This is a genomic window from [Clostridium] polysaccharolyticum (genome assembly GCF_900111595.1).
GTDB classification, from domain to species: Bacteria; Bacillota; Clostridia; order Lachnospirales; family Lachnospiraceae; genus Clostridium_AI; species Clostridium_AI polysaccharolyticum.
This window is the reverse complement of record NZ_FOHN01000009.1, coordinates 97672-123853: the sequence shown is the minus strand read 5'-3', so window position 1 is coordinate 123853 and position 26182 is coordinate 97672. Positions and strand designations below refer to the sequence as shown.

Below are 26182 nucleotides of genomic sequence, written 5' to 3'. Positions count from 1 at the left end.
TCCTACTTTCCATTTAACATTGTTTGATAAATATAAAATCCATTATCTCCAGTTGCTTGAATAGTTATTCCTCTTGGAATCAAATTGTTTCCATTATAAATAGGCGTAACCTTATAATTAACAATTTGTCCTCCTTCTACTGCCTTTCTTACGTTTGCTTCGATAGAACTCATAACTGGATGATTAACTGGGTTTTGATATATTGTCATAAGATTTCTCGGGTCGCTTCCTGAACCGCCAAGCTGATTACCTAACAAATGGCCTCGAGCATGCCCTTGTGCTTGTCCTCCAAACCCAGCTGGTTTTATTGACGATTTAGCTGGACTACCTGTTCCAATCATATCTGGAGTAATAACAGCTTCTACACCTGTGGTTCTACCTAGAGAATCTAACTCTCTATATTTTACCAAACCACTTCCACCCTTATGTACAGTTCCAGCCGCCCTCTTAGCTTCACTTACATTTTCCTTAACAGCCTTTTCTGTCTTCTTGCCGCCTTTTACTGTGGCATCTTTTATTTTCTCACCTTTCTTGACAACTGCTTTTTCCGCACCTTTAATTCCCTCTGGTGCTTCCTTTGCCGCTATTGTAACTCCTTTTCCTGCTGTTTTCAACATTGGGTTTGAAACAACTGGCAGAATTAATTTGATTTGGATTGATAGAACGAATTTTACTCATAAGGAAAGCACCCCCAACAAAAATAATTTTGTTAAGAGTGCTTTGATATCAGCTTAATATTAAGACTACTCTGTTATTCTTCTTTTTAAAAACTCCGCAAAAGTATGGGCATACAAGGTATTACTATATAACTCATAAACAGGATATTCATTTTCTTTCAAACCATTTGATAAATCAAAGTAGAATATTTCATCATCAGTTTCTGATATAATCAATTTATCCTTAAAACTCGAATTGTTTTTTCTACTCAACTCATTTATATAAACTATGTCTCCTCCAACCACCTCATCGAAGTCAAGACCATATACACTATAAATCTCTTCCCCACATACCTCTCCACCATTATAATTATTTAGCCACCATTTATACGACTTCGGGAATGTGACTCCTAACCTTTTTTCTGCCAATTCAATCCAATCATCAGATATACCATCTCCAAACGAAGCAAATTCAACTCTGTCACCTGCCTCTTCAATAACCCGTATTAAATCATCATACATTGTTTTTTCCTCCTTTAATCAAAATCTAAAGCACAATCCATCCAATAATCACTTTTCCACCGTTTAAAAACATCCCTATTAATAATAGATGGACTTTGACCAATATTCATATGAATAGTTGAATAATACTTATTATGAAATGACTGTGAAACCTCAACTATTGGACCATCTGGTGTTTGTAATAAATGATGTAAATTTACAGATTTACCATCATAACCAATCGGAGCTCGCCCACCAGCCATTCTTTCAACATTAGTTCCTGTTACAGTCTTTCCACGGTCTTTCCACGAACTAACTTGAGCTGGGTCAAACAAATCATTTCTTTGGTATACTTTATTGCCTTGAAAATTAATTGACTCTTTCCAATACTTATAACCAGTAGAGTCTTTTCCACCCTTATGTACAGTTCCAGCCACCCTCTTAGCTTCACTTACATTTTCCTTAACAGCCTTTTCTGTCTTCTTGCCGCCTTTTACCGTGGCATCTTTTATTTTCTCACCTTTCTTGACAACTGCTTTTTTCGCGGCTTTGATTCCCTCATCTGCTTTGGAGACTGCCTTCGGCCCTGCTTTCTTAACCGTTTTTTCCACACCTTTAATTACCTCTGGTGCTTCCTTTGCCGCTATTGTAACTCCTTTTCCTGCTGTTTTCAACATTGGGCCTGAAACAACTGGCAGAACTGCCGCTGCTCCTGTAACAATCCGTTCTCCCTTTGTCAGCTTTGTGCCTGTTATTAAGTCTCTTCCTGTTACTGCTTCCTGTACATCTTTTACATCTCCTGCATAGGGAAGCAGGCCTGCGACTCCTGAAGCGACTCCTTTTGCCACTGTTCCAGAATGATAAAAGGGTTTTCCTGCTCCTTCCCTGCTTGCTGTTGGGGTATAGTCTTTCACATGGGTATAGCTCTTAGCAGGCCGGTTGTTGGAATATCCTTTCTCACTTGAATCTTTTTTCTTTTGTGCCGCAGGAACTTTTATGGCTACTGGTTTTAAGGTTGGATGTTTTGTAGTTCCATTGGTGGATGTTTTTTTATTTTTGGCTGCTTCCAGTGCTTTTTTCTGGGCTTCGTAGCTTTCTGCCGGCCTGTTCATTGAACTTGCACTAGTTCCAGAGGTCTTCTTTCCAGAGGCATTATATAATGCTGGAGCATCCGTAACATACTTACTGCTTGGACTGCCCGACTTGCTTGTAGCACTTGTCTTACTGCTTGGACTGCTCGATTTACTCGCAGTACCCGACTTACTGCTCGAACTGCCCGACTTGCTTGTAGCACTTGTCTTACTGCTTGGACTGCCCGACTTACTTGTAGCACTTGTCTTACTGCTCGAACTGCCCGACTTGCTTGTACTACTTGTCTTACTGCTTGAACTGCCCGACTTGCTTGTACTACTTGTCTTACTGCTTGAACTGCCTGACTTGCTTGTACTACTTGTCTTACTGCTCGAACTGCTTCCCGTTACTTTGCTAACGGTTTTTGTTACGGTACTAGTTACTGATTTCAACGTACTGGCAATACTATGTACCGATAATTTCAATCCCATGAAATTTCTCCTTATTTCTTTTTCTCCCTATTACTTTAATAAATGTAATATTAATTGTCAATCTTTTCTATTGTTACTTACACAAAAATCCTAAGCCGATCCTGTGGTAAATTACGCATTTTCAGCTTAGGATTATCGTATAAAAATTAAACCAGCTTCCTTGTTATGTAGTTCTCATATGCTTTTTTTACTTTTTCCTGATTACGCATGGTAATATTGTACTTAAATCCACCTCGCATAATCACAAGGTTTCCTTCTATATGAAATACATATGCCAGATTCACAATTACAGAACCATTCAATTTTACAAAATCACTAGAGAGACGTTTCTCTGTGTCTTTAATGCTGTCATATGCCTGAATCTTATTTTCTGTTGTACGAACAATAACTTCATGGGTATGTGGCAGTTTCTCAACACTGATAATGCTTCGTTCTTTCAAACAGAACTTTCCCTTCTGGAAAGTTGCCATATTACGATTGATATTTTTTAAGCGGTAGCCGTTTATTTGTATAATCGCTCTGTTTAATGCGTCTTCAAAATCATACTGATTTAATGGTTTGTCTAAAAAACCGCTTAGATGGATCTGGGTTGCCTCATGTGCAAATTCCTCATGGGAGGTAATAAAGATAAAAACGGTGCATGGATTCCGTTCCAGTATTTTCTTAGCTAACTGGATTCCATTAATGGTACTTCCTTCTAAATCAATATCCAGAATTGCCAGTTCTACATCTGCAAAAAATGAATCGTCCTGCTGGTTATAGTTATGACAGCAGGTAATGTCTGCTGTTATATTCTTTTTCTGTAAAATTTTTTCTAATACTACCTTATTGATTCCTAAACTGATATCTTCATCTTCACACACATAAATCTTTAATGGTTTCATAATGCCCTCCCACTTGCTCTATAAATAGTGTATAAAAGGGAGTATGCTCACTCCCTTTTCTAATCAGGTTTTCTTTCTCGTTTCTTTTAGTCGTGTTTTTAGCTGTTCGGTTACTTTAGATGGTCTGTCATTTACATTTTTATCTGCGTAATCCCTTGCCAGTTTTGCAGCGGTCTTCTCCAGTCTGTTCATTTCTTCACCTCCCTGCCTATTTCTCTTTTGTTCTCTATCTGTTAATCATAGATTAACCTTTTTTCTGCTTATGTAAGATTTTTCCAGTCCTTCACCAAAAGGCACACGTATTGATATCGTAACACGTCCAATCCCTTCTTGTTCCGTCTTTCTATATTGTCTTTTTATGATACCATAATATTTCTTAACTGTTCTATCTATAATCCCGCCTCCAAATCCATGCATCTGCTGATCTGGCTTTGAAGTTTTTGTAAAATCCACTGTTCCCATACAATTATTACTGCATCTGATTTCGTACTCATCACCATTTGATAATATCTGCAAGGATACATACGCAATATCTTGCGGTACTTTAGCGGCTGCCTCTAATCCATTGGATATAAGGTTCTGTAAAATAGTACAGATATCTTCCTCTTCCATTCCAAATTCTTCTATCTGAATTCTGGCAGAAAATGATATGCCCATTTTTCTGGCAGTCTTAATAAATCTGCTTATTAATATTCTTATGGAAAGATTAGAATGACTGAATAGTAGTGCCGCTTTTTCTACCTCTTTAAATGTCTCTTCCATATAGTTTCCTAACTCATTATATTGCTGGTTTTGAAGCAGATTCTGCATAACAAGCTTATTAATGGCATAACTATGTTTAAAGCGGTCAATATCCTGTACTAACGCACTTCGCTCCCTGCTTTGGCTGATATCCTGCTGTAAATCTAATATATCGCCATCTTTCTTCTTCAATGCAATTCCAACACTAAAAACATTGAATAAAAATAATATCTGCACCGTATCCTCAAAAATAAATATATTAAATTGTTTTTCATGCTGAGACCTTCTTGCCAGCAAGTAAAACAGCATTGCACCAATCATTCCGCTCCAACCAATTCGCTCCAAATTGTAATATAAAAACTCCCTTACTCTTAAACTACCAAAGAAACAATAACATGCTATTGCCTTAACCAATGTAATTAGCAATCCACATATATTATACGCCATTTGATTCTGGAATAAGGTATCCACATCGGTGTGTAATAAAACGACAGAACTCTTCACTACAAGTAACTCTGCTGCAAGCAGAATACAATAATAAACAAAAACACTTATAAACTTGTTACGTAGCCTTCCTTTAAAGAAAAATACAGTTGCTAAAATCACATAGAATTCTATGGCAGCCATTGCAATTCCTTGTAAAAATGTATTTCCTGCAATATCTGTAATAAACTGTTTGAGCATTATTAACGTATAATAAACCCACAGTGCCAAAATACATTTTTTCCTGCTATTTTGAACATATCGTGCAGACATCGACTTATACCATAAAAGAGGTTCAATCCAGCCAAGCAAAGCCATTTTTAATATGCCAGCCATTCTGTTCTCTCCTTATTCTGTAACTTCTAATCTGATTATACCATTATCTTCTATATGAGACAATGACATCTTCCTGTTTAAAACCTTCCTATTTATATGGAATCTGTATGACTACCTCAGTTTTATTTATATTTTTCCATTCCGCTTTTTCCCTTTTCTTTTCCACTGTTCCACCATATTTTCTTATAATACGCTCCACCACTTCCATGTCCTTCTGCTCTTTTAGCTGCCCCTTTTCCTCTCTCATACAGGTATTTCTGCACTGAATTATATACCCCATATCATTATGCAATACCTCTAAGTGAACATAGGCTTTTTTCGCTGGAAGTGCCGATGTCCGATCTAAACCGTTCAAAACCAGATCATACAGTACCGTACAGATCTCTTCACCTGTCATTCCAAATTCCTGTACTTCTATCTGTACAGACAAAGAAATCCCTGCATTGGCGGCTTTCTGAAGCAAATGGCTTACTACGATTCTGACTGGATAGTTGGAATGTTCAAACACCAGTTTTACATTTTCAACCTCACCAAATACACTATGCATAATCTGTTCTAATTTTTCATAATCCTTGTAATGCCATAGATTCTTCATAAGATAGATATTGCCAGAAAAATCATGACGAAACTGGTCAATATCCCTTACCTGTCTTGGTGTCCCCATACTATCATATGCTTTCTTCCTCAGCTTCCAGATATTCTTATTCTTCCCATTAAGAACAAGTACAGAACTTACAACATACCAAAATAAAAAAGCGGTTTCTAATAATAAAGTTGTATCAGCTCTTTCTCCACTACTGCATTTTCTTAAATACCAACTACTAATCATAATGAAACCAATTAAAATCAATGACAATTTTTCTCTATTCCTATTTAAGAAACTGGCAGACTCTTTCTTTCCAAAAACACAATAACATAACAGTCCTTTTAATAGCATCATCAGACCGCCACCAACCATATCGAATGTGCTATTGTTCATGGTTTCGTTTGGATCTTTCCCAGTGAGAAGGGTATATACCACGACTACACTTAATTCCGTAACTATCAATATACAATAATATATAAATAAATGTATCATCTTGTTATACAAAGTACCTTCAAACAGATACCATGTTGCAAAGATTAAATACAACAATACAACAAATATTGCACACTCTGTCACAATGCCGCCTCCTATGTAACTTTCACATTGAGACTTTGCAATAAGCAGGCTACAATGGATAAGAAAAAACAAGAGGCATTGCTTTTTCGTTTTCCGGATACCTAACGTTGACATGGATTTTATCCATAGAAACGGCTCCATCCAAGCTCTCAAAATTATACCAAGCAAACAATACATACTTTCAACTCCCGTCTTTCATTCTTCCTAGCTAAACGAATCAAATATTCGTCATTCTATTGTTTATCATGGATTTCTTTCTTCGTCAAGTGTTGGAAATGCGGGAGGACAGAGTGATAACTGCTGGATTTTTGCAGATTTTTATGTTTTTCTGCATTTCTGATAGATAGCAATATTATTTGGATAGAAGGAACTGCATTTAGAAAGCGTTTTTGACATTTTTGCTGGTTCAATTTTTTTTGCAAAAAAAACACCTTTCTTCCATACATGGCAGAATATAAGGTGTCTTTCTGTTCTCATTATTCTATATGCGATAAGTAAACTTTGAATACCTTCTTGTATATACGTTAAAGTTATTTAAAAATGCTAAAATACTGCGATCCATGCCTTCTACCCTGCCAAACAGCTCTCCTGCATTGAAGAACTCAGCGATTGGTCCGTCACACCTGGAATAATTAAACGGAATATCCGTTTCGATTCTCTTATTTCCCATCCAGGTTAGCAGAACTCCTTTTTGCCAGCTTGTAGTATCATTCCCACCGAATTTTGTGCCAACTGGATATTTTCTTTCTTTATAAAAGAATTTGAACCCTGCTGGCGGTTCTTCTTCTATGGATACCATGTGGCATATGTTTACACCACATTCGGCATATCCCGTAGACCAGCGTCCATGAAAGGTGATTCCTCCATCACATCTTGTAGTATTTTTTTTGATATCTTCAATTTCTTTTTCTGCATCCAGATCCAGTTTATAAGTTTTTAACATTTCTTCTACAATATGAGACAAGTCTCCTTCAATGGATTTCGTTTTGTAGTAAATGTCTGCATCATAGTAAACATAATCATGCCTAAATTCTCCTGTATAGCCATACTCCAAGGCAATTTTATCTGCTATACTACTACATTCATTTACACCGCTTATGCAGTTGCTAAACTGAAATTCCTCAAATACTTTCATTACCGCTCTTTGTTTCGACTTGTCCGTTGTCGCATCAATGCCTGACTTTTCAAGCATTTCTAAATACATGTCACAACATTCCTGATAGGTATTTTTTAATTCCTCTTGTGATATGGCTCCATTGTAATACTGTTTTACTGTTTTGCTAGCAATATTACTTATATTAAATACACAATGAGCCTGCATTTCAATAATTTTATCCTTTTTATACTCTTCCAGCAAGGAATATGTTTCAAAATAAGCCTTTCCTCCGTTATCCGTCGTAAGCTCAAAAGTATCCCTGTCGCATGTTATCTTTACTTTGGATGTCTGCCATGCTTTCTCTGAATCTTTTTGTGTATCCACTGTATTGGGATATGCTCCCGATATGGTATTTACCTGCATGATAACCTCCCCTATAATGGAACTGATTCTGCATTAATTGCTGCATTTTTCTTTTTCAGCATTTGGAATTCCTCATCTGAAATCTTTCAGTTTTAATGTTCTATTCTCCGTTTTCTGGGTATCTTTATCTGTATATTCAATATAGAGCTCTGTGTCATTCTTTCTGAACTCACATTTTGTTATTTCACAGCCATCCAAAATATGTGGAAATGGATATTCTTTTTCCTGATGTTGAATATACATATCTTCCACTATTAATTTTGAATTAGAATTTTCGTCCCAGCCAACAGTGAGAACATGCTTCTTACCCTTTCCATAAACATTGTTTATCACATCAGGCGGCTGTTTTTATTCCCCAATTATCTCTGAACAAATCTGTTCTTTTTTATCATTTACTGTCTATATAGTACATCGGATTATTTTCACAATACTTATACATATTCTGGTTATTATCAATGCAAAGGGAATATTCATCGGCATTGATAAATCTTTCTGTTTCTGGATTATAGTAACGGCTGCCTATTAAATCATCAGAAAAAATTTTTGACATATCCGTAATTAAGTTAAAAAAAAACACCTCATACCTTCCCACAATAAGGAATATACAAGGTGTCTTCATATATCCGCGGTAACCTGCCCAGACAAAACCAGCACTGTCATACCCAAAACGGTGATGTCCAAGCCATTTTGCCATTTTCATCAATCAGCTCAACCCGGATATATTTATCTGTATCTTTTATCTTATAGACAGCTTCTTCCCCATTCCAAAGCTGGCTTCTTCCTTCTGCCCAGACAGCATTGCTGTAAAATATAACCCGTTTTGCACCAGTACATTTCACTGATACCTTTCCATCTTCTACAAGTACCGATTGAAAACATGGCCCCTGGCTGGCATAAAACTCTCCTTTTTGAATGGCTTCCTTTATCGATTCTTTCGTCAGCTCTTTCGCTTGCACCATAAGATAGGACATCATTTCCTCTCCTTGGTACCAGTGGCTGTCATCCTGAGCAAAGCAGGACATCAGCTTTCCCTGAGATGCCCAAAGATCAAAATATAAGCTGGAATCGGCACGTCTTCCATTGGAAAATTCTGCCTCTGATACCGAATTATAAATTTCTGCACCTGTAAGCCCTTCTAATTCCAGTACCTTCCAAGGATCGGTCAATGACCACATTGGATGAGCCAGTATTGCCATTCCTCCCGCTTCTCTAATAGAATCAATTAAAAACTGAGGAGGATACTCATTGGTTCTTGGAAGATTCAGTTTCTTCTCCATGCCAATCCCTAATATATGATAAATCGGACGGTTCACCATATCACCTGTGTCCCACTCACATCCACTAAGCAGAAGCATTCCCTTCTCCATTTTGGTTTCGCTCTCAACCCAGTGGTCTGTTAATGCTAAAAAGTCATAGCCTGCATCTCTGTACAGTGCAATAGCCTCTTCCTTCGTTTTCTGTCCATCTGATTCTTTTGTATGAGTATGCAGATTTCCTTTATACCAGTTTACTCCCTCTTCAAACACTTCCTTCACCACTTTCAATTTTATCGTAAATTTTTTATTTTACTATAAAATACAGCAATAGCCAATAGACAAAGTACCATACTATTCCTTTTACATGCTCTTTAAAACTTCTGTCATGTCATTCTCTAACGGAAAATCCACTCCATCCAGCTTATTCTCTTTTTCCTTTTTTTTTGGATGAAAGCACTTATCAAGTCTGCACCAGATATCCCATTTCTTTATATCTAATGGTTTCTCTTTAGACACTTCTTTTGCCAGACGGTATAAGAAAGACTTGGTTTCTCCTAGATACGGAAGGTTCTTGTCTTCTACATACTTGCGATAGTCCTCTTTTTCCATAGGCTGGACTAAAATTTTTCCGATTTTTTCAATGCAGTCTTTCATAGTTCCTATCTTCCAGAAATCCCGAATCATTTCTACCTTTTCAAATAATTCTCCAACCACGGTTTTTCCGTACTGGCGGGTCAGAATTTCTTTTAATGTTAAACGCAAAGTCTCATCATTCTTTTCATATTCTATCATATAGCACAGGAAAATCAGCAGCTGTATAATATTATCACCTGTAAAAAGCATTTTCCTCATGTCTTCTTTTGTATACTTTTCTATGTACTCTGGCGGTTTTTTCCCTAATGACATACTGGCAGACTTGCCTAGAAACCGAAATAGCTTTTCTCTCTCCTTTGGATTGGTTTTTGCTGAAACGTAGCTGACAAATTTATGTAAGGACTGCATAATGGCTGACTGCTCGGTTTCCACAAATTCAAACCCAGCAATAGTTCCATCTGGATTATACTGAAAAGAATAAAAGGAATTGGCAGCGTGATTCTGTTCAAAAGAATCCACACCATTTCCTTTTATATATTTCTTGGTCTGGTAAATGTCATTGAGCATCACATTTACGAAATCATTATCTAAAGCATAGCAAGTAATTTTGTGACGGTTTTTTTCTATCTGTTCTCGATACTTTTCAAGAAACATCTGGGAAAATCCTTGTCCATCATAAGAAATACACCGCTTAACCTTAGCTGAAAGAAAAGTGACATATTTTGCCTTATTGCCTCCTTTAGAATGTCCCAGTACAGTAAGATTGTCTCGTGGAATACTCTCGATAAATTCCAGGGCTTTTTTCTGCTGTACTGTTTCTGTTACAAAACCGCCCTCAAAATTATCTTCCCATTCACCGCCTCCAGTTCCATGAAATGCCACATAAGCTTCACCATCTTCATCTAAAAACAGCGTACTTAATGCCTGAAGAGAATCTACGCTTACTTTATTAAGCCGAAGATTACGGATTTTCAGGGGTTTCATGGCATCGATCATATCCGCCCACTCTCTGCCGTGAATTCTTCCATCGAATACAAACTCACTATACACTGGATTTTTTCTTAATTGTGCGGTATCCACTCCATCTAGAAGTTCCCCTATTGATATGCCCTTTTTGGCATTTTCCTCTGTCCATGCATTATAGAAAGGACAAGGATGCACTTTTCCATTCTTATCAACTATTTTTTCATCTTTCCAGTGCAGTAAATTGCAAAGAAATAACAATTCTTCATCTCTCAAACTATCATTCCTTTCTGATTTTATCACTTCTTGTATAGGGTTACTTTTAAATATATTATAACATACAAACATTACCGTTTACATTTTTTTTTACTTTTTTCCAATACATTTTCCATTGGATTTAGGAAATGTTTCCTATATTCAGATTATTTAATTATTTTCCCAAATACCTGAACGCTAACAATGTTTCATCTGCTTCCTGCTTTGCTTCCCCTGCAAAAGATTCAAGTGCCTGAAACATTCCATCTAACATATCCGCAAGCTGGTATTTTGTCTGTAACTGCTGTTCCCATTCCTTTCTGACACTTTCGTCTGTATACTCATAGCCTTGCACATCTGTTCGTTCTGACATCCCTTTTGTATAGAGAAGCAGAGACTCCCCTTGAGCCAAATGGATTTTGTGCTGTGCATAAACAACATTTTCTAAGGAACCCAGTGGAAAACCTGTGCTGCATTCCAGTACCTGTACATCATCTCCTGATTTCTTAATAAGCGATGGCATATCTCCAACCTTCGCATAAGTAAGCTCGCCAGAATCTAAATCTGCAATTCCCATAAACAGACTTACTGTAATCTCTCCACTGTTATTTTCGCTTAGCTGGTTATTGGTTTCTGCAAGAATTCTGTTTGGCTGATACCCAAGTCTTGCATAGTTTTCTATGTAAATAGTTGCAATGATAGCTACCATTGTTGTTGTAACACCACTGCCAGTTACTGTTCCTGCAAAAAAGCAGAAATGTTTTTCATCAATTAAGAAAAAGTTAAAAAAATCTCCACTTCGTATTTTGCTATATTTTATTTTAGCCAGTATATCAAAATCCGTTCTTTCCTGAAATGCTGGAAACTGAACTGGAAATAAATTTTCTTTTAACTGCTGTACGACTGCAAACTGTGTTTCTATCCGTTCTTGTTCCGAAGTAAATTTTTTAATATTTTCCGTATAGCTTTTTAACTGGCTTACCATAGAATCCAGACTATCTGACAAAAGCTGTAATTCATCTCCTGAATGAATTCCTACACTTTTAAACACAAATTCATCCAATGCCTTTTCATTCTGCTGTGATAAAAAGCATTGTGAATTGTTAGCAAGTTTTATAATTGGATCCGTTACCCTCTTTCGCATCAGCAAATTGATTACAACAAGAAAAAGAATTCCTACAATGGACACATCTAAAATAATAAATGCTTCAAAATTTTTTTGCTTTTGAGAAATATTGCTTACAGAAATATTTACTCCTAATACACATACCACTTCTTTCTTGCTATTATACATAGGATAATAGCAAAGCATCAGACTTTCTCTGTGTGCATCTTGTGACACCCAGTAAGGTTTCTTAGGTTTTTTCTTTTCATATACTCTTTTAATCTGATTTACTGATTCATCATCAAAATCATTTAACTTCGGTTCTCCTCCTAATTCATGGACTTCTTCCTCCCAATGCTTTTCCATGTCCTCTGTATAACCATTGAGAACATAACGCATCTCTCCACTGTCTTTATCGAAATAAACTGCAAAGAGATACTTTGTTTCCGTATTTCTAAGAATCGTATTCATTGTATTGGAAAATCTTCTATAAGCTGTATTTTTCTTTTGTGTCTCGATTGCTTCCTGAATGCCATCAACATCCGTCTGTGCAATGGTAATATCTGACATTGCTTTTGCATATGCCTGATAGCGTTCGTACAGATCTTTCCTATATATATAATAACTAATGCAAAAAAAACTAATGCAAAGAACTGCAATCAGCTCAAAGCATAATAGAAGAATCCTTCGGTTAATTTTATATGGATATTTCTTTTTTGGCTTGCTCATAAATATGCTCCTTTCTAAAATTCTTCTATCTGCGGACCGCTTTTTGCCAGTTCTGGCTGTACTAAATTCTCATCACACCGCTTAAGATACTCTTTTGCTGCATCATCATAACGGTTTGTTTTGCACACTTCTATAAAATACTGCCTTGCTTTCTCATATTCCCCTTTTGTATAAAAATCTACCCCTTTTTCAAACACAATCTTGGTCTTTTGTTTTTCCTTTCGTGTCTGTACAGATTCCCCATCATACACATCAAATACTTCTTCTAAGCTGTCTGTTTCTGTTATGTAGATATACCCCAGTTTTCTGGAATGAAATTTTCTCTCAAATTCTTCTATTCTCTGTTTCAATGTACCTGTAATCAAAACACGTGCACTGTATTTTCTTGCAATAGAACGAAGGAATTTTGCTAAATCTGCAGAAACGGATACGGTAATTAAAGAATTTCTGTGCTCTGTTCCTGCCATACCTGCTAAAACCATGCCATAAGACAACCCCACAGCAAAATTCTCAATTAACTCTGAATTCTTCGTTTCTTCAATTATTTCACTTATAGATATAGCCGCTTTTAATGCACTCTCACAACTTTTCTCATAAAATGCGACAAATCCTGCTTTTTTAAAAGAATTGATTAAACCATTATTTTCATATACATAGGGAATTACTTTTGTTAGCAGGCTGTTAGACAGATTAAGTACTGCTTCTAAAGATCTTCCCTGCACCTGCTTTGAAAAATGAGATGCATTCATTTCCATAATGGCAAATGGTTCGTGTATAGAAATGTTCTTAATCTCACCATTTTCAACAATTTTTCCTTTTTCATACAGTTCTATAGGTATTGTACGTTCTAACCGTTTAATATGCTGCTCCTGTTTTTTTACTTTCTCAGCTAAATCTAGCTTTGTTTCTTCTAATACTTTTATTTCCACTCTGCTCCTTATACATATAATAATGGATGCAATAAAAAAAATGACACATAGTATATTTACTAATATTTGAAAAATACCCACTAGAATTCTCCTTTCCTGTGGAATTTCCTATGGAACCTGAATATTGGTCGTTCCTGGATTTGCTATCTGAATTACACCTGCCCAAGCACACATCAGTTTGCTGGACTGGTTAAGGGCTGGCATATTGCCTATTAATACCGTAGGACTTCCCGGTGCCCAAGGGGCTGTCAAAACAGGAACACATGGCATTGGCGTCAAAACTCCTAATGCTGCCGCTGTTGCTGCTGCTACCTGAGGATTTGCCATTGACGTACACATTCCAAAAGGAGGCACATTTACCATTGGTACATTATCCATAATATTGGCTATAGGCATATTGCTGGCTACTTTATTTTTCGGTAATACATTTAACGTTGATGGTGCCATTCCAAAACTGCAGTTTAGCATAGCACCTCCACAAACACAAAATCCCATCACGTTTCCTCCTGATTTTCGTCCAGTTTAAGAAATGTATCCTGTTGAAGCACAATGTTTTTTTCTTCCCCCATATAAATCAGCTTTGCATGATATGGCTCCTCATTTCCTTTGGGCAGGTACATAAAAAAGCTTCCGTCTTCTAATATTTTCGTTTCATATACGAGGTAAATTGCTCCATCAAATTTTCTTATAGACTCTAATGCCTCATCTGAAATATGTTTAACCTGATACTGTTTTTCATCTTCTTCTGACTGCTCTCCTAAGGTGATAAATCCGTTCTTCTCCCGTCCTTTCAGATAAAACTTTCTTCCTGAAAAATCCAGTCGTCCTGCATTATGTATGCCAAATAGTCCTCCTTTTTTATAATCCTGCAAAAGGCGGAAACTTTGGCTGCACATTTCACTGTATATACTAACGGTCTCTCCTTTGGTTCCTGTCCCTCTAACGGTTATGTAGGATTCTGGTTTCTGGTAGAGCCTTGATGGCCCAAAAAGAATTTTCATATAATTCACTCTATCCAAATCTATTTTTATGGGAATATCCTGATTCTGGTAGAGTTTGCTTTCTAAATGCAGCACTGCCTCACTCTGTTTCATATCCGCAAATACATACGCCCCCTGCTTCCACATAGCATCTCGTTCCCACTGTATCCAAGGTCTAATGTAATTTCCTGTTATTACTTGGTTTGTTACACTATCAATGGGAATCATGACTAACGACACTCGGCTTTTCATAGAATCATCCCTTCTCTTGTGCTTCTTCCATAGAAGAACCCATATCTGTTACACGGCTTATCTTTCTTACTCCTGTGGATTCCAATTCTACTGGAAATACACAGTAAAACAAGGAACTCTTGCAAGACTTTCCAGAACCATTAAAAAGCTTAGATTTTTCTTCAAACGTCATTTTTTCCATTCTGGTTCTGACTGCATATTTGAGTGGTGCTCCAGTGTTTGCCAAAAATTTATCTGGAATAATTCTGTTATCGTTTAAAATCTGCATAATCCTTCCTAACAGTCTTTGTTCTTCTCTGGCACGGTACTTAATATCACTTTTAGAATACACTGTTATCATATAATGAAGATCCAGAAACATAGACGGATGAACCTGTTTGGATAACCCCTTGTTCTGCATCCCCATTTCATTGACATCTTCATTTTCCTGAATATCATAAAGCGAAACGCCTACTACCAGATCTCCATGTTCATCTGGACTGCAAAGATCAATTTCTTCTCGGTCTTTTAAAAAAACTGGTACAAGTCCTGTTCTAAGCAGTTCAATTATTGCACTTCCTATTTCTTCAATTACATTATAACTTCCCATATTACTTGCCTCCCTGTTTTTCCTTTATGACTGTAAGGTTGCGATGTCATTTTGGTCTGTCAGATCTTGGGGATCTGGTACAGAATCCTCTTCTCCTTTTAAACTGCTTTGATCTTCTTGTGGAACTTCTTCCTGATTGCTTCCAGTGACTCCCTGCTGATTGCTCCAAGCGTTTCTTTTTTGATTCGTTCCAGAATTTGCATTCTGGCTATTTCCATTTCCTCCTTGCCAATTCTGTTTCACACCTTCTTCTGATTCTTTTTTCTTGCGTTCTTGTTCTGCCTTTGTAATCAAAAGCTGTCCCTTATGATAGATACCTTCTGCTATGATTTCCTCTGTTAAAGGATCGTATTCAATTCCTTCTCCCTCATAAAGACCAGACGAAAACTTTCCTTCGTAGCGAAGCCTTTCTGTTATAGTATACAGCTTTCCATATCCCTCAAATTGTCCTTTTCTAAATTCCCCTTCATAACGGATGGTCTGCTCTCTTCCATAATACAATTTTCCTTCCCCATTGTATCTTCCATGATAAAATTCCCCATCATACCGAAGTTCTCCGTAAGCCTTACTAAATAATTTTCCCTTTCCAGAAAAATACCCTTCATCAAATTCCCCATCATACCGAAGTTTTTCATCTACATAGTATTTTCCTATGCCTTGATATTTTCCTTCTTTAAAATTTCCTTTATAAACCAGCTTTCCTTTTTTATAGAATTTTCCTTCTCCTTCTTTTACTCCTTTGGCCCAGTCCCCTTCATACACCTTCTTTCCTTTCTTGGAGTATAAGGTTCCCTTGCCGTTATAGACAGACTCGCTTAATTCTCCCTCATATTTTTTCTTGCCGTCTTTATAAAAAAGGGTTCCCATCCCTTCGTATTTTCCATCTTTTAATTCCCCAATATATAAAATAATTCCATCGTCACTATATATAACACCAGTTCCTGTATAAATGGAATCCTGCAGAAATACTCCTTCTGCTTCCACTTTCTGATCTTTATATAAAATTCCTTCTCCTTGGCGGAAACCTTTTTCAAATGCTCCCTGATACTGCACTTCTCCCTTTTGGTCGTACAAAGTACCAGTTCCATCAAATTCTCCTTCAGCAAATGTCCCCTGATACCAGATCCGTCCATCACTGTGATATTTTGTGCCATTTCCAGAAAACATTCCCTGGGCAAACTCCCCCTCATATTCAAGCTGTCCATTCCGGTAATACAAAAGTCCATTCCCTTCGTATTTATTTAACAGAAACTTCCCTTTATATTTTGTCCTTCCATTGGCATAAAAAGTTTCCCCTGTGCCAGAATACATTTCTTCTTTAAAATGCCCCACATAAAGCTTAGTTCCTGAATAATTGTATAACGTCCCTTTTCCTTCAATACGTCCATCCTTTAAATCTCCAACATACAGCACATGTCCATTTTTACTTTTATCAAGCAGTTTTACTTTTCCTGTATAGCCTTTCATTTCAGATGTATTAATTACCATAGTTTTTGTGTAATGTCTAGATATAATCATTGGTACTATTACTTTTATTCCTATCGTAATGGCTACTAGCACCACAAGAGAACTAAAAAATATCATTTTTTTTGCTATGTATTTTTTCCCAACTTTTATATAGCCTTCTGGGGATGCAGGCTTTTGTGTTATTCCTTCTAATTCTGCTTTCACATCACTGGCTATATAACCTGTAATAGCACTTTGGCTTTGCAGTTTTCTTATCCACGAACTTAAATACCTCACTGGGCTAGAAATGACATAGCCAATTCTCTTAGATACAAGAATAGAACCATTTTTCAAGTTTCTAAGTACGCTCATTTTCCTCTACTCCTTTAACTGTAGCGTTCCGATATAATGAAGCAAATTCTGTTTTTCTCCTCTTGGCATACGGATTTGATAAATGGTATAACCTAAATAAAAAATCACAGCGGCCAATATCAAAACGGCCAGAAACTTTTTAACTATTGGAAACCCCTTTTTTATCCAATCCCATGCCACAAATACAATGCGTCTTGGTTTTATCCGTTCCTCTTTTGTTATCTGTTTCATCTGTTCCTGCATGATAAGATACTTTCGGTATACATCTGCTAATTTCTTTTCTTCACTGTTTTTAAGAAACAAAAGATATGTTTCTAATGGACCAGCTATCTTATCTTTACATTCCTGCTTCCACATAACACATAGTAATTTGGCAAATTGCTCCCATACATGTTTTTCCTTGATTCCAGGTGCTGTTTCTACATCATCAAGTTCATATTTTACTTGCACCTCTAAGGTATCCGTAATAATAAGATTTTCAGGAAGAAGGCTTTGGCAGCAAAAATAAGGTGATACCAGATTTACCATAAAATACTCTAGAATATGCTGCCCTATGGCTAATCGTTCTTCAAATTCCATTTTTCCTTCTTTTAATTTTTCCTGAAGAACCTTTCCTTCATGATACCGCATAACGATATAAAGTTTCTCTTCATACAGAAACAGATCCTCAAAATCATCAAAACAGGTATTTTTCAGTTCCTGGTTCAAAAAGATAACGGTGGTATCCCGAAGAAACCGTTTCTCCATACAAAAGATCTGATATACTTGTTCACTTGATTCTTTTCTGCACAGGTAAACCTGCCCTCCCTGTCTGGTTTTTCCACTGTTCAGGACCTGATATACGGTATGAAATGTACGTAATTCCACGGGTATTCACCACCTTTAGCTAATGTTCTCGTACCACTGCAAAAATAGAGGCTCTGACATCTTTATATGCCACACTTTTTGCAACGATTTCATATACACCTTTTTCATTTGGTGCTGTATAAACATTGGTTTCATCCACTGAACCTCCACCTTCTTTTACCTGCCAGGTAATCTGCTTATCCTCCATATTGTAGAAAGCAACTTCTAGACAAGCACTCTCTCTTGTATAAAGTTCAAGCATGCTTGGCTTAATGCTCATACGCCGTTCTAAGCTCTGCTGTACCTGCTCTTCTGGTTTGCGGATTGCTGTCCAGTGAACCCGAATGCTGTTTTTTGCCACCGTCTCATTTAACCGCACTCCAATTACAAAAGAGCCTGTCGTTTCATCCAGTTTTGCGGCTAATGTTGCATTTGTATAATTGATGTCAAATACCTCTGCATTTCCGAAAACAATTTCATCCTGCCTTGTCTCTTGAGATAACATAATGGTTACATATCCTAGTCCCAGTCCGTGGGAAATTGGTGCTGAAAAAAATTTCTTATGATTTTCTCCCCGAAGTCCCAGATCAATGTCACAGACTCCTTGGGCAATCTGGATATCACCAGTTTTCTTGAGTTTATCATCTTGTCCTAATAAATGATTTTCATATTCCTTAATTTGGCTTTCCAAAGAACGGATATCCTGCATCATGACTTTATTCAAAGATCCAAGAAGCGTCTGGCTCATGACATACTGCTTCATAGGTGCATTGATAATCTTCTGGATCTGATACACTTCATTGGCATTGATTACATATATTTTTGCTAAATATATGTATTTTTGTCTTGCCTTTTCCATCATAGAGTTCATAGAACAGGTGTAATAAGATTCTATGATCTTTTCTTTAATATCGCCATTTGTTATTTCAATTTGATACTTAAAGCTGGAATTACAATTTCTCTGCTTCTGGTTTACAATTACACGAAATGATTCTTGTTCCATTGCTGCACTTGCCCGATATCCTGGCACGCCTACCGGATCCAGTTCAAATGTCAGGGAATAACTTCCTGACTTTTCTACTAAAAGTTCATCAAAATTTACTGTTATGCTGTTTTCGTTTTCATACACAAGACCGTTCAGGTTCATTTTAAAAGAAAATGCAAGAAAATGCTTCTCATCGGTTTCGATATTAATTTTCATAATGGCTTTCTTGCCTGCTTCCACGTAACGAGGAAGGCTTTGTCTGATTGTAATTCCCTGATAAGAAAAAAGCTGTCTAGTATCTTGAAACAAACCTTCATTTTCAATTCCATTTAATTCTGGTTCCTGATTGGTACAAAAAAGCCGGCAGGTTTCCACAACTTTATTATAAGTATTTTCTTTTGCATCTTTTGCCATGCCTGTACTGCCTGCTATATTGTAAATAGAATCTGCTGCCTTTTCGTCATATTCTACACACAGGTAAATATAGTTTTCTCCTTTTGCCGTCGCCCGTTCAAATCCATCAATTAGCTGGAGCTTTTTCGTAATGGGTTCGTGAATTACCATTTCACGTCCAAAAGCATCTAGGGCACATCCAGTCTCAACAGAAATAGTCTGGTCACCAATTTCTACTACATTCATTCCTGATACAATACCTGCCCCACTTAAAAACATGTGGTTCATTCTCTGCTTGCTGCTGTTATAGTTCTGCTCTAAATTGAAATCCTCAACGGATAATAGTTTTCCATAATAATAATGATTCCGCTCAAACGGAAACATTTTCGTATTTTTCATGTTTCGACCTCTCTTTCTGATTTTCTCCTCCTATTAAGGAAAATGATAAAACGGATTTACCATCCAGACTAGCTGGCTGATAGCTTCCTAATGTACTATTTACTCCAAGATAGGAATGCCTGTCTAAAAATATATAGGGCTTTAATACTACTAGTTTTACATCTGCCTGAGCTGGAATCACATGATAAAGCACCTGCAGAAGCGACTGGTATTCCTTTTTGGATGGTACATTATCTTCCTTTACCAGAATGGTTATTGTATAAGAACTCTGTCCATATAGGGATTCATATAACTGTCTTTTTTCAACAGAAAGGTTTCTTCTTTCCCACTTATACTTTTCTACCAGAAAGACCTCTTCTGTTTCTAGATACAGTTGTATTACTTCTAAGATTCCCTGCCTAGTACCTCGTATCTTGAATAGGTGTGCTGCCTTGGAAAGAAGAATCCTTTTCTTCTGCTCTGTCCACATCTGGCTATTTACAACTCCAACCCACTGAGAAAGATAATCTAAATATTCTGGATCCGTTGTCTTAACATCAAGAAGATATGGTACTTGTTTTATACGGGCATTCATATCATCATAAATACTCTGAAATATAGAAAGATACCGTTCCAGAAAATGTTCTTTATCACTGGACTCATATATTTCTGGCAAGTAAGAAATCCAGGACTGTTTTGGAAAATATGCTGTAATTTCTCGAAATTCAATATTCCGTCCTTGTAACTGATATGCTTCAATAGAAAACCATAAATATCTTCCCTTTACTTCATGAAGAAGCAAATCTGCTTTTCCTGTAACTTCTAACTGGCAGAATGGTTTCAGCCTCTCTAGCTTATCTTCCATAGAGACCTCTTTCCATACAATAAATTCCTGAATTGACAGCTCTGTCTCCTCTAGCTCATTTTCCCACTTTATCCGTGGTTCTTCACTAGCGTAAATCTGTATTTTATAGGGAGAACCATCTCCTTCTTTCACATCTAATACAAGACGGTGCCACTCCATCTCTTTTTCTCTGCTGTCAAATACCCTTGACAAAAATACACCTCGTCTCCGAACAGAAGATCTGGCAAAATGAAAACCATTTCTGTCATATTCCATATTTTCAAATGCACTTTTCTCATAATCCATGCATTTATTGATTACAAAATAATTTTTCTGCCTTTTCACCACGTTCCTCCATTCTTAATCTCTAAATCATTGAAAACTGACATTCCATCTGCCCAAGTTCTACAACTCCATTAGGTGGTGCCAACACACTTCCATCTGGCAGATATTTTACTCCTGTTCCTTTCACTTCAAAAGAAAGCCCATAAAGCCGCCTGACACATTCTAACATATCCAGTTTTCCATATAAGCCACTATATCGTACACAACTTCCAAACTTATAATTAAATTCCTGAAAAAAACTTTGAACTGCTTCCTTTACCCGTTCTTCTCCTCCCACGTAATGAGATTCTAATTCCACATCCACATAAACATCAAAATGTATATATTCTGGTTTTACTAAATACACACTTGTCCCCGCCATGCGGAACTGCTCAATATATGCTAATATGTTTTTTCCATAAATCTTCATTACTTCCTTTTTTAATTGTTTTACAAAAGGCTTTACTACTATGGTAACAGCAGAATCGTTATAATAAGGGAAAATTTCCTTGACTTCTTGTGGCAATAATGCTTTGCAGCTTGCAATCATAAGACCAGGTGTGTGTTTAATGTATTGCTCATAATCTTCATAAGAAACTGCAGTTAGTGGCTGTCTCATTTCCTTTTGTACTCTGACAAAGCTTTCCTCAAAAGTTTCTTCATCTCTTCCACCCCAAGAACTTTTTTGATTGGCTGCTTCTACCGCTATCCCTAATTCTTTTGCTATTTCACGAATCTGATTGTCTTTTACTTTCCCACTTGCCCCTAAACACTTAGCATAATTTATAATCCTGAGTTCCCCTGCTGGTGGCAAACCATGTCTTCCATCACCAAACTGAATCATTCCTTCTCTGGAATCAAAGATAAAATGGCGGTCTTCTGGACCAGAACCTGAAAAATCTTCAACTTTCTCCCAGATGACATACCCATCTCCTTCTTTCACCATTAAAGAAAAATTCTCATATAAGGCATATTTATCGGATAAAGCATACTTTTGGCTTGGATATTCATTGGCTATATCCAAAGTCCGAAGCATTGTGGCATCCTTTGCAAAACTGATAATATGGATTCTTCCTTCCTGCAAGATACCTTGTGGTGTATGAAACTGAAATGTACACATTCCTTTATCCTGTCTTAGATATTTTTTTACCACAGCTATTTCATATAAAATGCCATCCTGTTCTATATAAATGTCATTATCGCCATATACTGATAAAAAAGTCCGCCCCTCTACTTCTATGGTCCCATCTTTTAGGTACTGGACTTTCTTTGCCACACAATGTTCCACCTGGCTGTCTATCTGTCTGACCTCAAATACATTAACAGAAAAACTCTCTAGTACAGGTGGTACATCATATCCCCCATCTAAAATACGGATTCTAAGATAATATGCCTCTTCCCCAAATACTGCAGATTTTTTCATTGTTTTATCCAGCTGAAAGAAAATCTGTCCATCCTGTAAAAATCCATAAGTACAGTCTCTTTGTTCTAAGACTTCCTCCCAGCCATCTTCTGTCAGGTATTCCATTACAAAATGAACGAAAGGAACCGTTAATTCCTTTGTCAGCCTGTTTCTTTTGATTTCATATCCTGTAAACAAATCAAAATAAATACTTAGTTCTATCTGCTGTGGAAGTGCATCTTCTAATCCTATGTAAAATGCATCTAAAGCCTCTGGTTCTGATCCAAACATCCGAAAACGCAAAGGAGAACCAAAACTAAGCTGATGCCCATCCACAAAATCCCTTATCTGGGTATCTGCATAAAAACACTTAATAATATCTTCCTTTACAACATAATTCTGTTCTACCGTTTCATAACAGATCTGATCCGCATAAAACTTTGTCCCCTTAGGTATTACCCTATCTTTATCTACATCAACAGCCAGAAGAGAACTCGCTGGCTCTTTTCTAAGGCGTTTTGTTCCTAAGAGCTTTAAAAACTTTTCCTTTTGTTCTTCTCCTGTCTGATCCATATAAAACTGCTGCCCTTCTTTTAACCAGGCAAACATCTCTAGCATCGTGATTCCAGGATCATGATAATTATAATCCGTCCACTCTGGATACAGGCCTGCAATTTTGCCTCTTGCATCTTCAAAAATGCTTTCAAAATCTTCTGTATCAAATAATATCTCTGGTATCACAATGTTCCCTCCTATCAGAATTGAATTGAAATCTGGTGCGTTCCACTCGTAGGTACAACAAATGGATTTTTTCTCATTTCCTCTAAATCTACTTCTTCAATACCATTACTTCCTAATCGATAAACCGTTATAAATAAACTTTGAACTTCCTCTACATGTTTTGTCATATGCAGCAGGTTACGAATCTGCATCATGTTAGGCAATGTTCCCATTTCCCAGCCTTTATGATCTACATTTCCCATAACTGGATCAAGAAAGCTGTTTAGTTTTTCTTCTGCTTGATTCTGTACAGCAAATACGGACTGAAAATCATCTACACGTAAAACCGTATTCACTTCAAACGTAATAAATACTGGCTCTACAATAAACAATTTGCCTGCATAATATACTGTATCAGGCATTTTCCCCTTTAAATAAGCTTTTACAGCATTCCCCACTCCCTGAAATACAGAACTTCCTAGCCGATAATCCTTAAGCAGCAGAACCAGTGTAACTGCTCCATGTAAAGTTTTTCCTTCTCCATTAATTCCTATAAAACACCTTGCCTTCTCAATTCTTCTTGATGCTTCATAGGCTATGCTCTCATAGTCACTTCTTGTGACAGCCCTGTTGTGCAGACGATTCTTATTGGAACATCTGATAATGGCATGCTCTTTTGTCTCTTTGTCAATTCCTCCTGACATTGGCTCCACATTATAAACTTTGCTAATAAAACCAATAGATTTTGTCAGTTTATTAACCTTCCCTTTTTCCACATTGGTATAGGCTCCACCACCACACTGGTACAATACCTTAATATTATCTTCTCTTGACACAGGCGGAACCTTGCCATTGCTTCCATTTCCAAATTCAATATATCCATCATTCTGATTTAATATAAAGTGTTCCGAATTTTTATCAGACTGCAGAAAATCCGAAACCATAGTCCACTCTTTCCAATCTGGATCTGCTTGTCCAATCACTGCATCTTTCACGTAAACCCGTACAGCCTGAATACTATTTTTCTGAAGCTTAAATCGCTTATTTTTTAAAAAATATTCCATCTGAAAATATTCCGTCTGCAAAAATCCTCTGTTTTCAATTTTTACTGTATTGGGAACTACTGCTTCTAAAAATGGTCCTGGAAGCGGACAGCCTATACGCTCATAAAAACCATTTACGTCTACAATACGAATCCAGTATTTCTCCTGGCCAAAACAAGCTTTCTTCTGAAAGTTTTCAGGCCCTAAAAATGTAACCAATCCGCTTTTGGAGAAATTATTCGTTTCATCCACTACATGAAGTGGCACAAAACCAGTTCCATTCCAGTATTCCCATGCTAAATTAGCCTCCAGACGTCCTATTGCCTCTCGCAGCTGAAAATATACCTTAGTCGGTCCCCCTTTTGGTGGAATATCCAAACCTAAGTATAAACTGTCTCTGCATCCTTGTGCTTTCCTAAATGGAATACAGTTTCCTTCCTTCCATCTTGCAAAACTCCTGTTGTTATAAGCGGTTACATGCAGCTTTTCTACTGGATGCTGGGAATAATCACAGGAAAATCTAGTATGCTCTAACACAGGACTTATATAATTTCCATTTAATTTATATGGATTTTTAAGCTTTGTAATCCTAGCCCGAATGGCATAAGCTTCATAAGGTCCAATAAATGCTTTCTCAATATCCATTGGACAGGTAAAAGAAAGTTTCTTAAACTGGCCATTTGCCTCTTCAGCTGGTGTAAATGCTGTATCATATTTATGGTCAATAGGCAGTCTTGCCCAGCCTGTGCCATTATAATATTCCCATGTTACACTCCCAATAGATATCTCATACTCTTTCTTCTCAAGATCTTCTGGTTTCATAACCCATTCCCATTTCATCTTGCTTTCTTCTTGGCTCGTTTCTAGTGGTATTGAAACGAAACTCAGGTAATACGCCAGCTCTATTTTGGATCCACGCTTTTTTAATATCTCATCCGATGCAAAATACACTTCATTAAAAACGGACAGACGTTCACCAAATGGCAAATACTGATGCATATCACTTTCTTGTCCATCCGCTATTATAAACTGCGGAACAATGTCTGATGTGTAAGCAGATACCTGAATTTTCTGAAAATACAGATGTTTCAGTTTCTCTATATCTTTAATTTTTATTCTGATAAAATAATTTTCTTCTAACTGGCTTGAAAGACACATTTTTTCAAATTCCAGATCTTTCTTTTCTCGATATAGCTTAAGAAATCCTTCTTCTAATTCCATCTTAGAAAAAGGAACAAATCCTTCTCTGGTGTAATAAGCAATCTCTGTAATATCTGGATCTAAAAAATAACGGAGCAGTTCTTCCTGTACTTTAAGATTTCCTTGCTGATAAAATTCCAAGGCAAACCAGGCATTGCCTGTCATATTAAAAACCTCAGGATGCCCAATAAACAGCATATGCTCCTGCTGGTTCTGAGCTTTTTTCTGAAATAACATAGCATTTATAACCGCATATTCTTCTGGTGCTGCATTTTCTTTCTGTTCTTCAGCATCATAACACAATCCAATATAATCTGCTTCTTCCTTTACCTCATATACACAAGATAACTTTAATGGACTTACTAATATATCATCTTTTGTTTCATAGGTAATTTGTCCATTTTCGGCATCTGCTGCCTCCGCAGCTACAAAAGTTCCTGCTGTTACTTTAGCTGGTTCCACCGACTCACTTGACAATCCAAATGATACATATCCTTTTGCCGAGGCAGCTGGAGTCAGATCTCCACCTATTGCATTAAGAAAATCAATCTGCTTCTTCTCCATCATATGCTGGTATCTTTGTTCTACCGATTCCATCATCTCGCCACAGACAAGAGCCAAGGCTGTACCAATATCTGGATTTTCTTCGTCCAGTTTCCACTCTGGTACGTAGGAACTGGCTAATTCTTTTAGACGTTCTATCATTTTCTTATCTGCTTCCATACAGCCTCAC

General features: G+C 36.9%; 23 protein-coding genes. All 23 read right to left on the bottom strand.

Annotated features, from left to right (window positions below; genetic code table 11):
* Nucleotides 1-2 precede the first annotated feature (2 nt).
* The gene (locus BMY85_RS07805; protein ID WP_092477714.1) at nucleotides 3-617 is read right to left on the bottom strand and encodes a DNA/RNA non-specific endonuclease; all 615 of its coding nucleotides are present in this window, start codon (nucleotides 615-617) and stop codon (nucleotides 3-5) included.
* Between the two features lie 126 nt (nucleotides 618-743).
* Nucleotides 744-1178, bottom strand: coding sequence for an SMI1/KNR4 family protein (locus tag BMY85_RS07800; protein ID WP_092477713.1), 435 nt, complete (start codon nucleotides 1176-1178; stop codon nucleotides 744-746).
* A 14-nt stretch (nucleotides 1179-1192) separates the two neighbouring features.
* Nucleotides 1193-2719, bottom strand: coding sequence for an HNH/ENDO VII family nuclease (locus BMY85_RS15755; RefSeq protein WP_092477712.1), 1527 nt, complete (start codon nucleotides 2717-2719; stop codon nucleotides 1193-1195).
* A gap of 146 nt (nucleotides 2720-2865) precedes the next feature.
* A complete protein-coding gene (locus BMY85_RS07790; protein WP_092477711.1) occupies nucleotides 2866-3603 on the bottom strand; it encodes a LytR/AlgR family response regulator transcription factor in 738 nt (245 codons plus the stop codon).
* 63 nt (nucleotides 3604-3666) lie between these two features.
* The gene (locus BMY85_RS16045; RefSeq protein WP_278280385.1) at nucleotides 3667-3795 is read right to left on the bottom strand and encodes a hypothetical protein; all 129 of its coding nucleotides are present in this window, start codon (nucleotides 3793-3795) and stop codon (nucleotides 3667-3669) included.
* 45 nt (nucleotides 3796-3840) lie between these two features.
* Complete coding sequence (locus tag BMY85_RS07785; protein ID WP_092477710.1) at nucleotides 3841-5163, bottom strand: sensor histidine kinase; 1323 nt, start codon at nucleotides 5161-5163, stop codon at nucleotides 3841-3843.
* Nucleotides 5164-5251: 88 nt separating this feature from the next.
* Nucleotides 5252-6325, bottom strand: coding sequence for an ATP-binding protein (locus BMY85_RS07780; RefSeq protein ID WP_092477709.1), 1074 nt, complete (start codon nucleotides 6323-6325; stop codon nucleotides 5252-5254).
* Nucleotides 6326-6806: 481 nt separating this feature from the next.
* Nucleotides 6807-7844, bottom strand: coding sequence for a hypothetical protein (locus tag BMY85_RS07775; protein ID WP_092477708.1), 1038 nt, complete (start codon nucleotides 7842-7844; stop codon nucleotides 6807-6809).
* 72 nt (nucleotides 7845-7916) lie between these two features.
* Nucleotides 7917-8087: a hypothetical protein gene (locus BMY85_RS15580; protein WP_177180691.1), complete on the bottom strand. Its 171-nt coding sequence runs from the start codon at nucleotides 8085-8087 to the stop codon at nucleotides 7917-7919.
* 145 nt (nucleotides 8088-8232) lie between these two features.
* On the bottom strand, nucleotides 8233-8538 hold the full coding sequence (locus BMY85_RS07765) for an RHS repeat-associated core domain-containing protein (RefSeq protein WP_177180690.1): 306 nt from the start codon (nucleotides 8536-8538) through the stop codon (nucleotides 8233-8235).
* On the bottom strand, nucleotides 8501-9370 hold the full coding sequence (locus BMY85_RS07760) for a CehA/McbA family metallohydrolase (protein WP_092477705.1): 870 nt from the start codon (nucleotides 9368-9370) through the stop codon (nucleotides 8501-8503). The genes BMY85_RS07765 and BMY85_RS07760 overlap by 38 nt, the downstream gene beginning before the upstream one ends.
* 90 nt (nucleotides 9371-9460) lie before the next feature.
* Nucleotides 9461-10933: an Mbeg1-like protein gene (locus tag BMY85_RS07755; RefSeq protein ID WP_177180689.1), complete on the bottom strand. Its 1473-nt coding sequence runs from the start codon at nucleotides 10931-10933 to the stop codon at nucleotides 9461-9463.
* Between the two features lie 154 nt (nucleotides 10934-11087).
* Complete coding sequence (locus BMY85_RS07750; RefSeq protein ID WP_092477703.1) at nucleotides 11088-12746, bottom strand: SpoIIE family protein phosphatase; 1659 nt, start codon at nucleotides 12744-12746, stop codon at nucleotides 11088-11090.
* A gap of 14 nt (nucleotides 12747-12760) precedes the next feature.
* Entirely contained in the window at nucleotides 12761-13675 is a 915-nt protein-coding gene (locus tag BMY85_RS07745; protein WP_207646537.1) for a hypothetical protein, read from the bottom strand.
* Between the two features lie 108 nt (nucleotides 13676-13783).
* Complete coding sequence (locus tag BMY85_RS07740; RefSeq protein WP_092477701.1) at nucleotides 13784-14170, bottom strand: DUF4280 domain-containing protein; 387 nt, start codon at nucleotides 14168-14170, stop codon at nucleotides 13784-13786.
* Complete coding sequence (locus BMY85_RS07735; protein WP_092477700.1) at nucleotides 14170-14907, bottom strand: hypothetical protein; 738 nt, start codon at nucleotides 14905-14907, stop codon at nucleotides 14170-14172. Before BMY85_RS07735 ends, BMY85_RS07740 begins: the two co-directional genes overlap by 1 nt.
* Nucleotides 14908-14911: 4 nt before the next feature.
* Complete coding sequence (locus BMY85_RS07730) at nucleotides 14912-15496, bottom strand: DUF4255 domain-containing protein (protein ID WP_092477699.1); 585 nt, start codon at nucleotides 15494-15496, stop codon at nucleotides 14912-14914.
* A 24-nt stretch (nucleotides 15497-15520) separates the two neighbouring features.
* Nucleotides 15521-17314: a hypothetical protein gene (locus tag BMY85_RS07725; RefSeq protein WP_092477698.1), complete on the bottom strand. Its 1794-nt coding sequence runs from the start codon at nucleotides 17312-17314 to the stop codon at nucleotides 15521-15523.
* A gap of 6 nt (nucleotides 17315-17320) precedes the next feature.
* Nucleotides 17321-18181, bottom strand: coding sequence for a protein kinase family protein (locus BMY85_RS07720; protein ID WP_092477697.1), 861 nt, complete (start codon nucleotides 18179-18181; stop codon nucleotides 17321-17323).
* Nucleotides 18182-18200: 19 nt separating this feature from the next.
* On the bottom strand, nucleotides 18201-19937 hold the full coding sequence (locus tag BMY85_RS07715; protein WP_092477696.1) for a hypothetical protein: 1737 nt from the start codon (nucleotides 19935-19937) through the stop codon (nucleotides 18201-18203).
* On the bottom strand, nucleotides 19909-21105 hold the full coding sequence (locus BMY85_RS07710; protein WP_092477695.1) for a phage tail protein: 1197 nt from the start codon (nucleotides 21103-21105) through the stop codon (nucleotides 19909-19911). The genes BMY85_RS07715 and BMY85_RS07710 overlap by 29 nt, the downstream gene beginning before the upstream one ends.
* A gap of 22 nt (nucleotides 21106-21127) precedes the next feature.
* On the bottom strand, nucleotides 21128-23227 hold the full coding sequence (locus BMY85_RS07705; RefSeq protein ID WP_092477694.1) for a baseplate J/gp47 family protein: 2100 nt from the start codon (nucleotides 23225-23227) through the stop codon (nucleotides 21128-21130).
* 14 nt (nucleotides 23228-23241) lie between these two features.
* Nucleotides 23242-26172, bottom strand: a complete 2931-nt coding sequence (locus tag BMY85_RS07700; RefSeq protein ID WP_092477693.1) for a baseplate J/gp47 family protein — start codon at nucleotides 26170-26172, stop codon at nucleotides 23242-23244.
* Nucleotides 26173-26182: the final 10 nt, after the last annotated feature.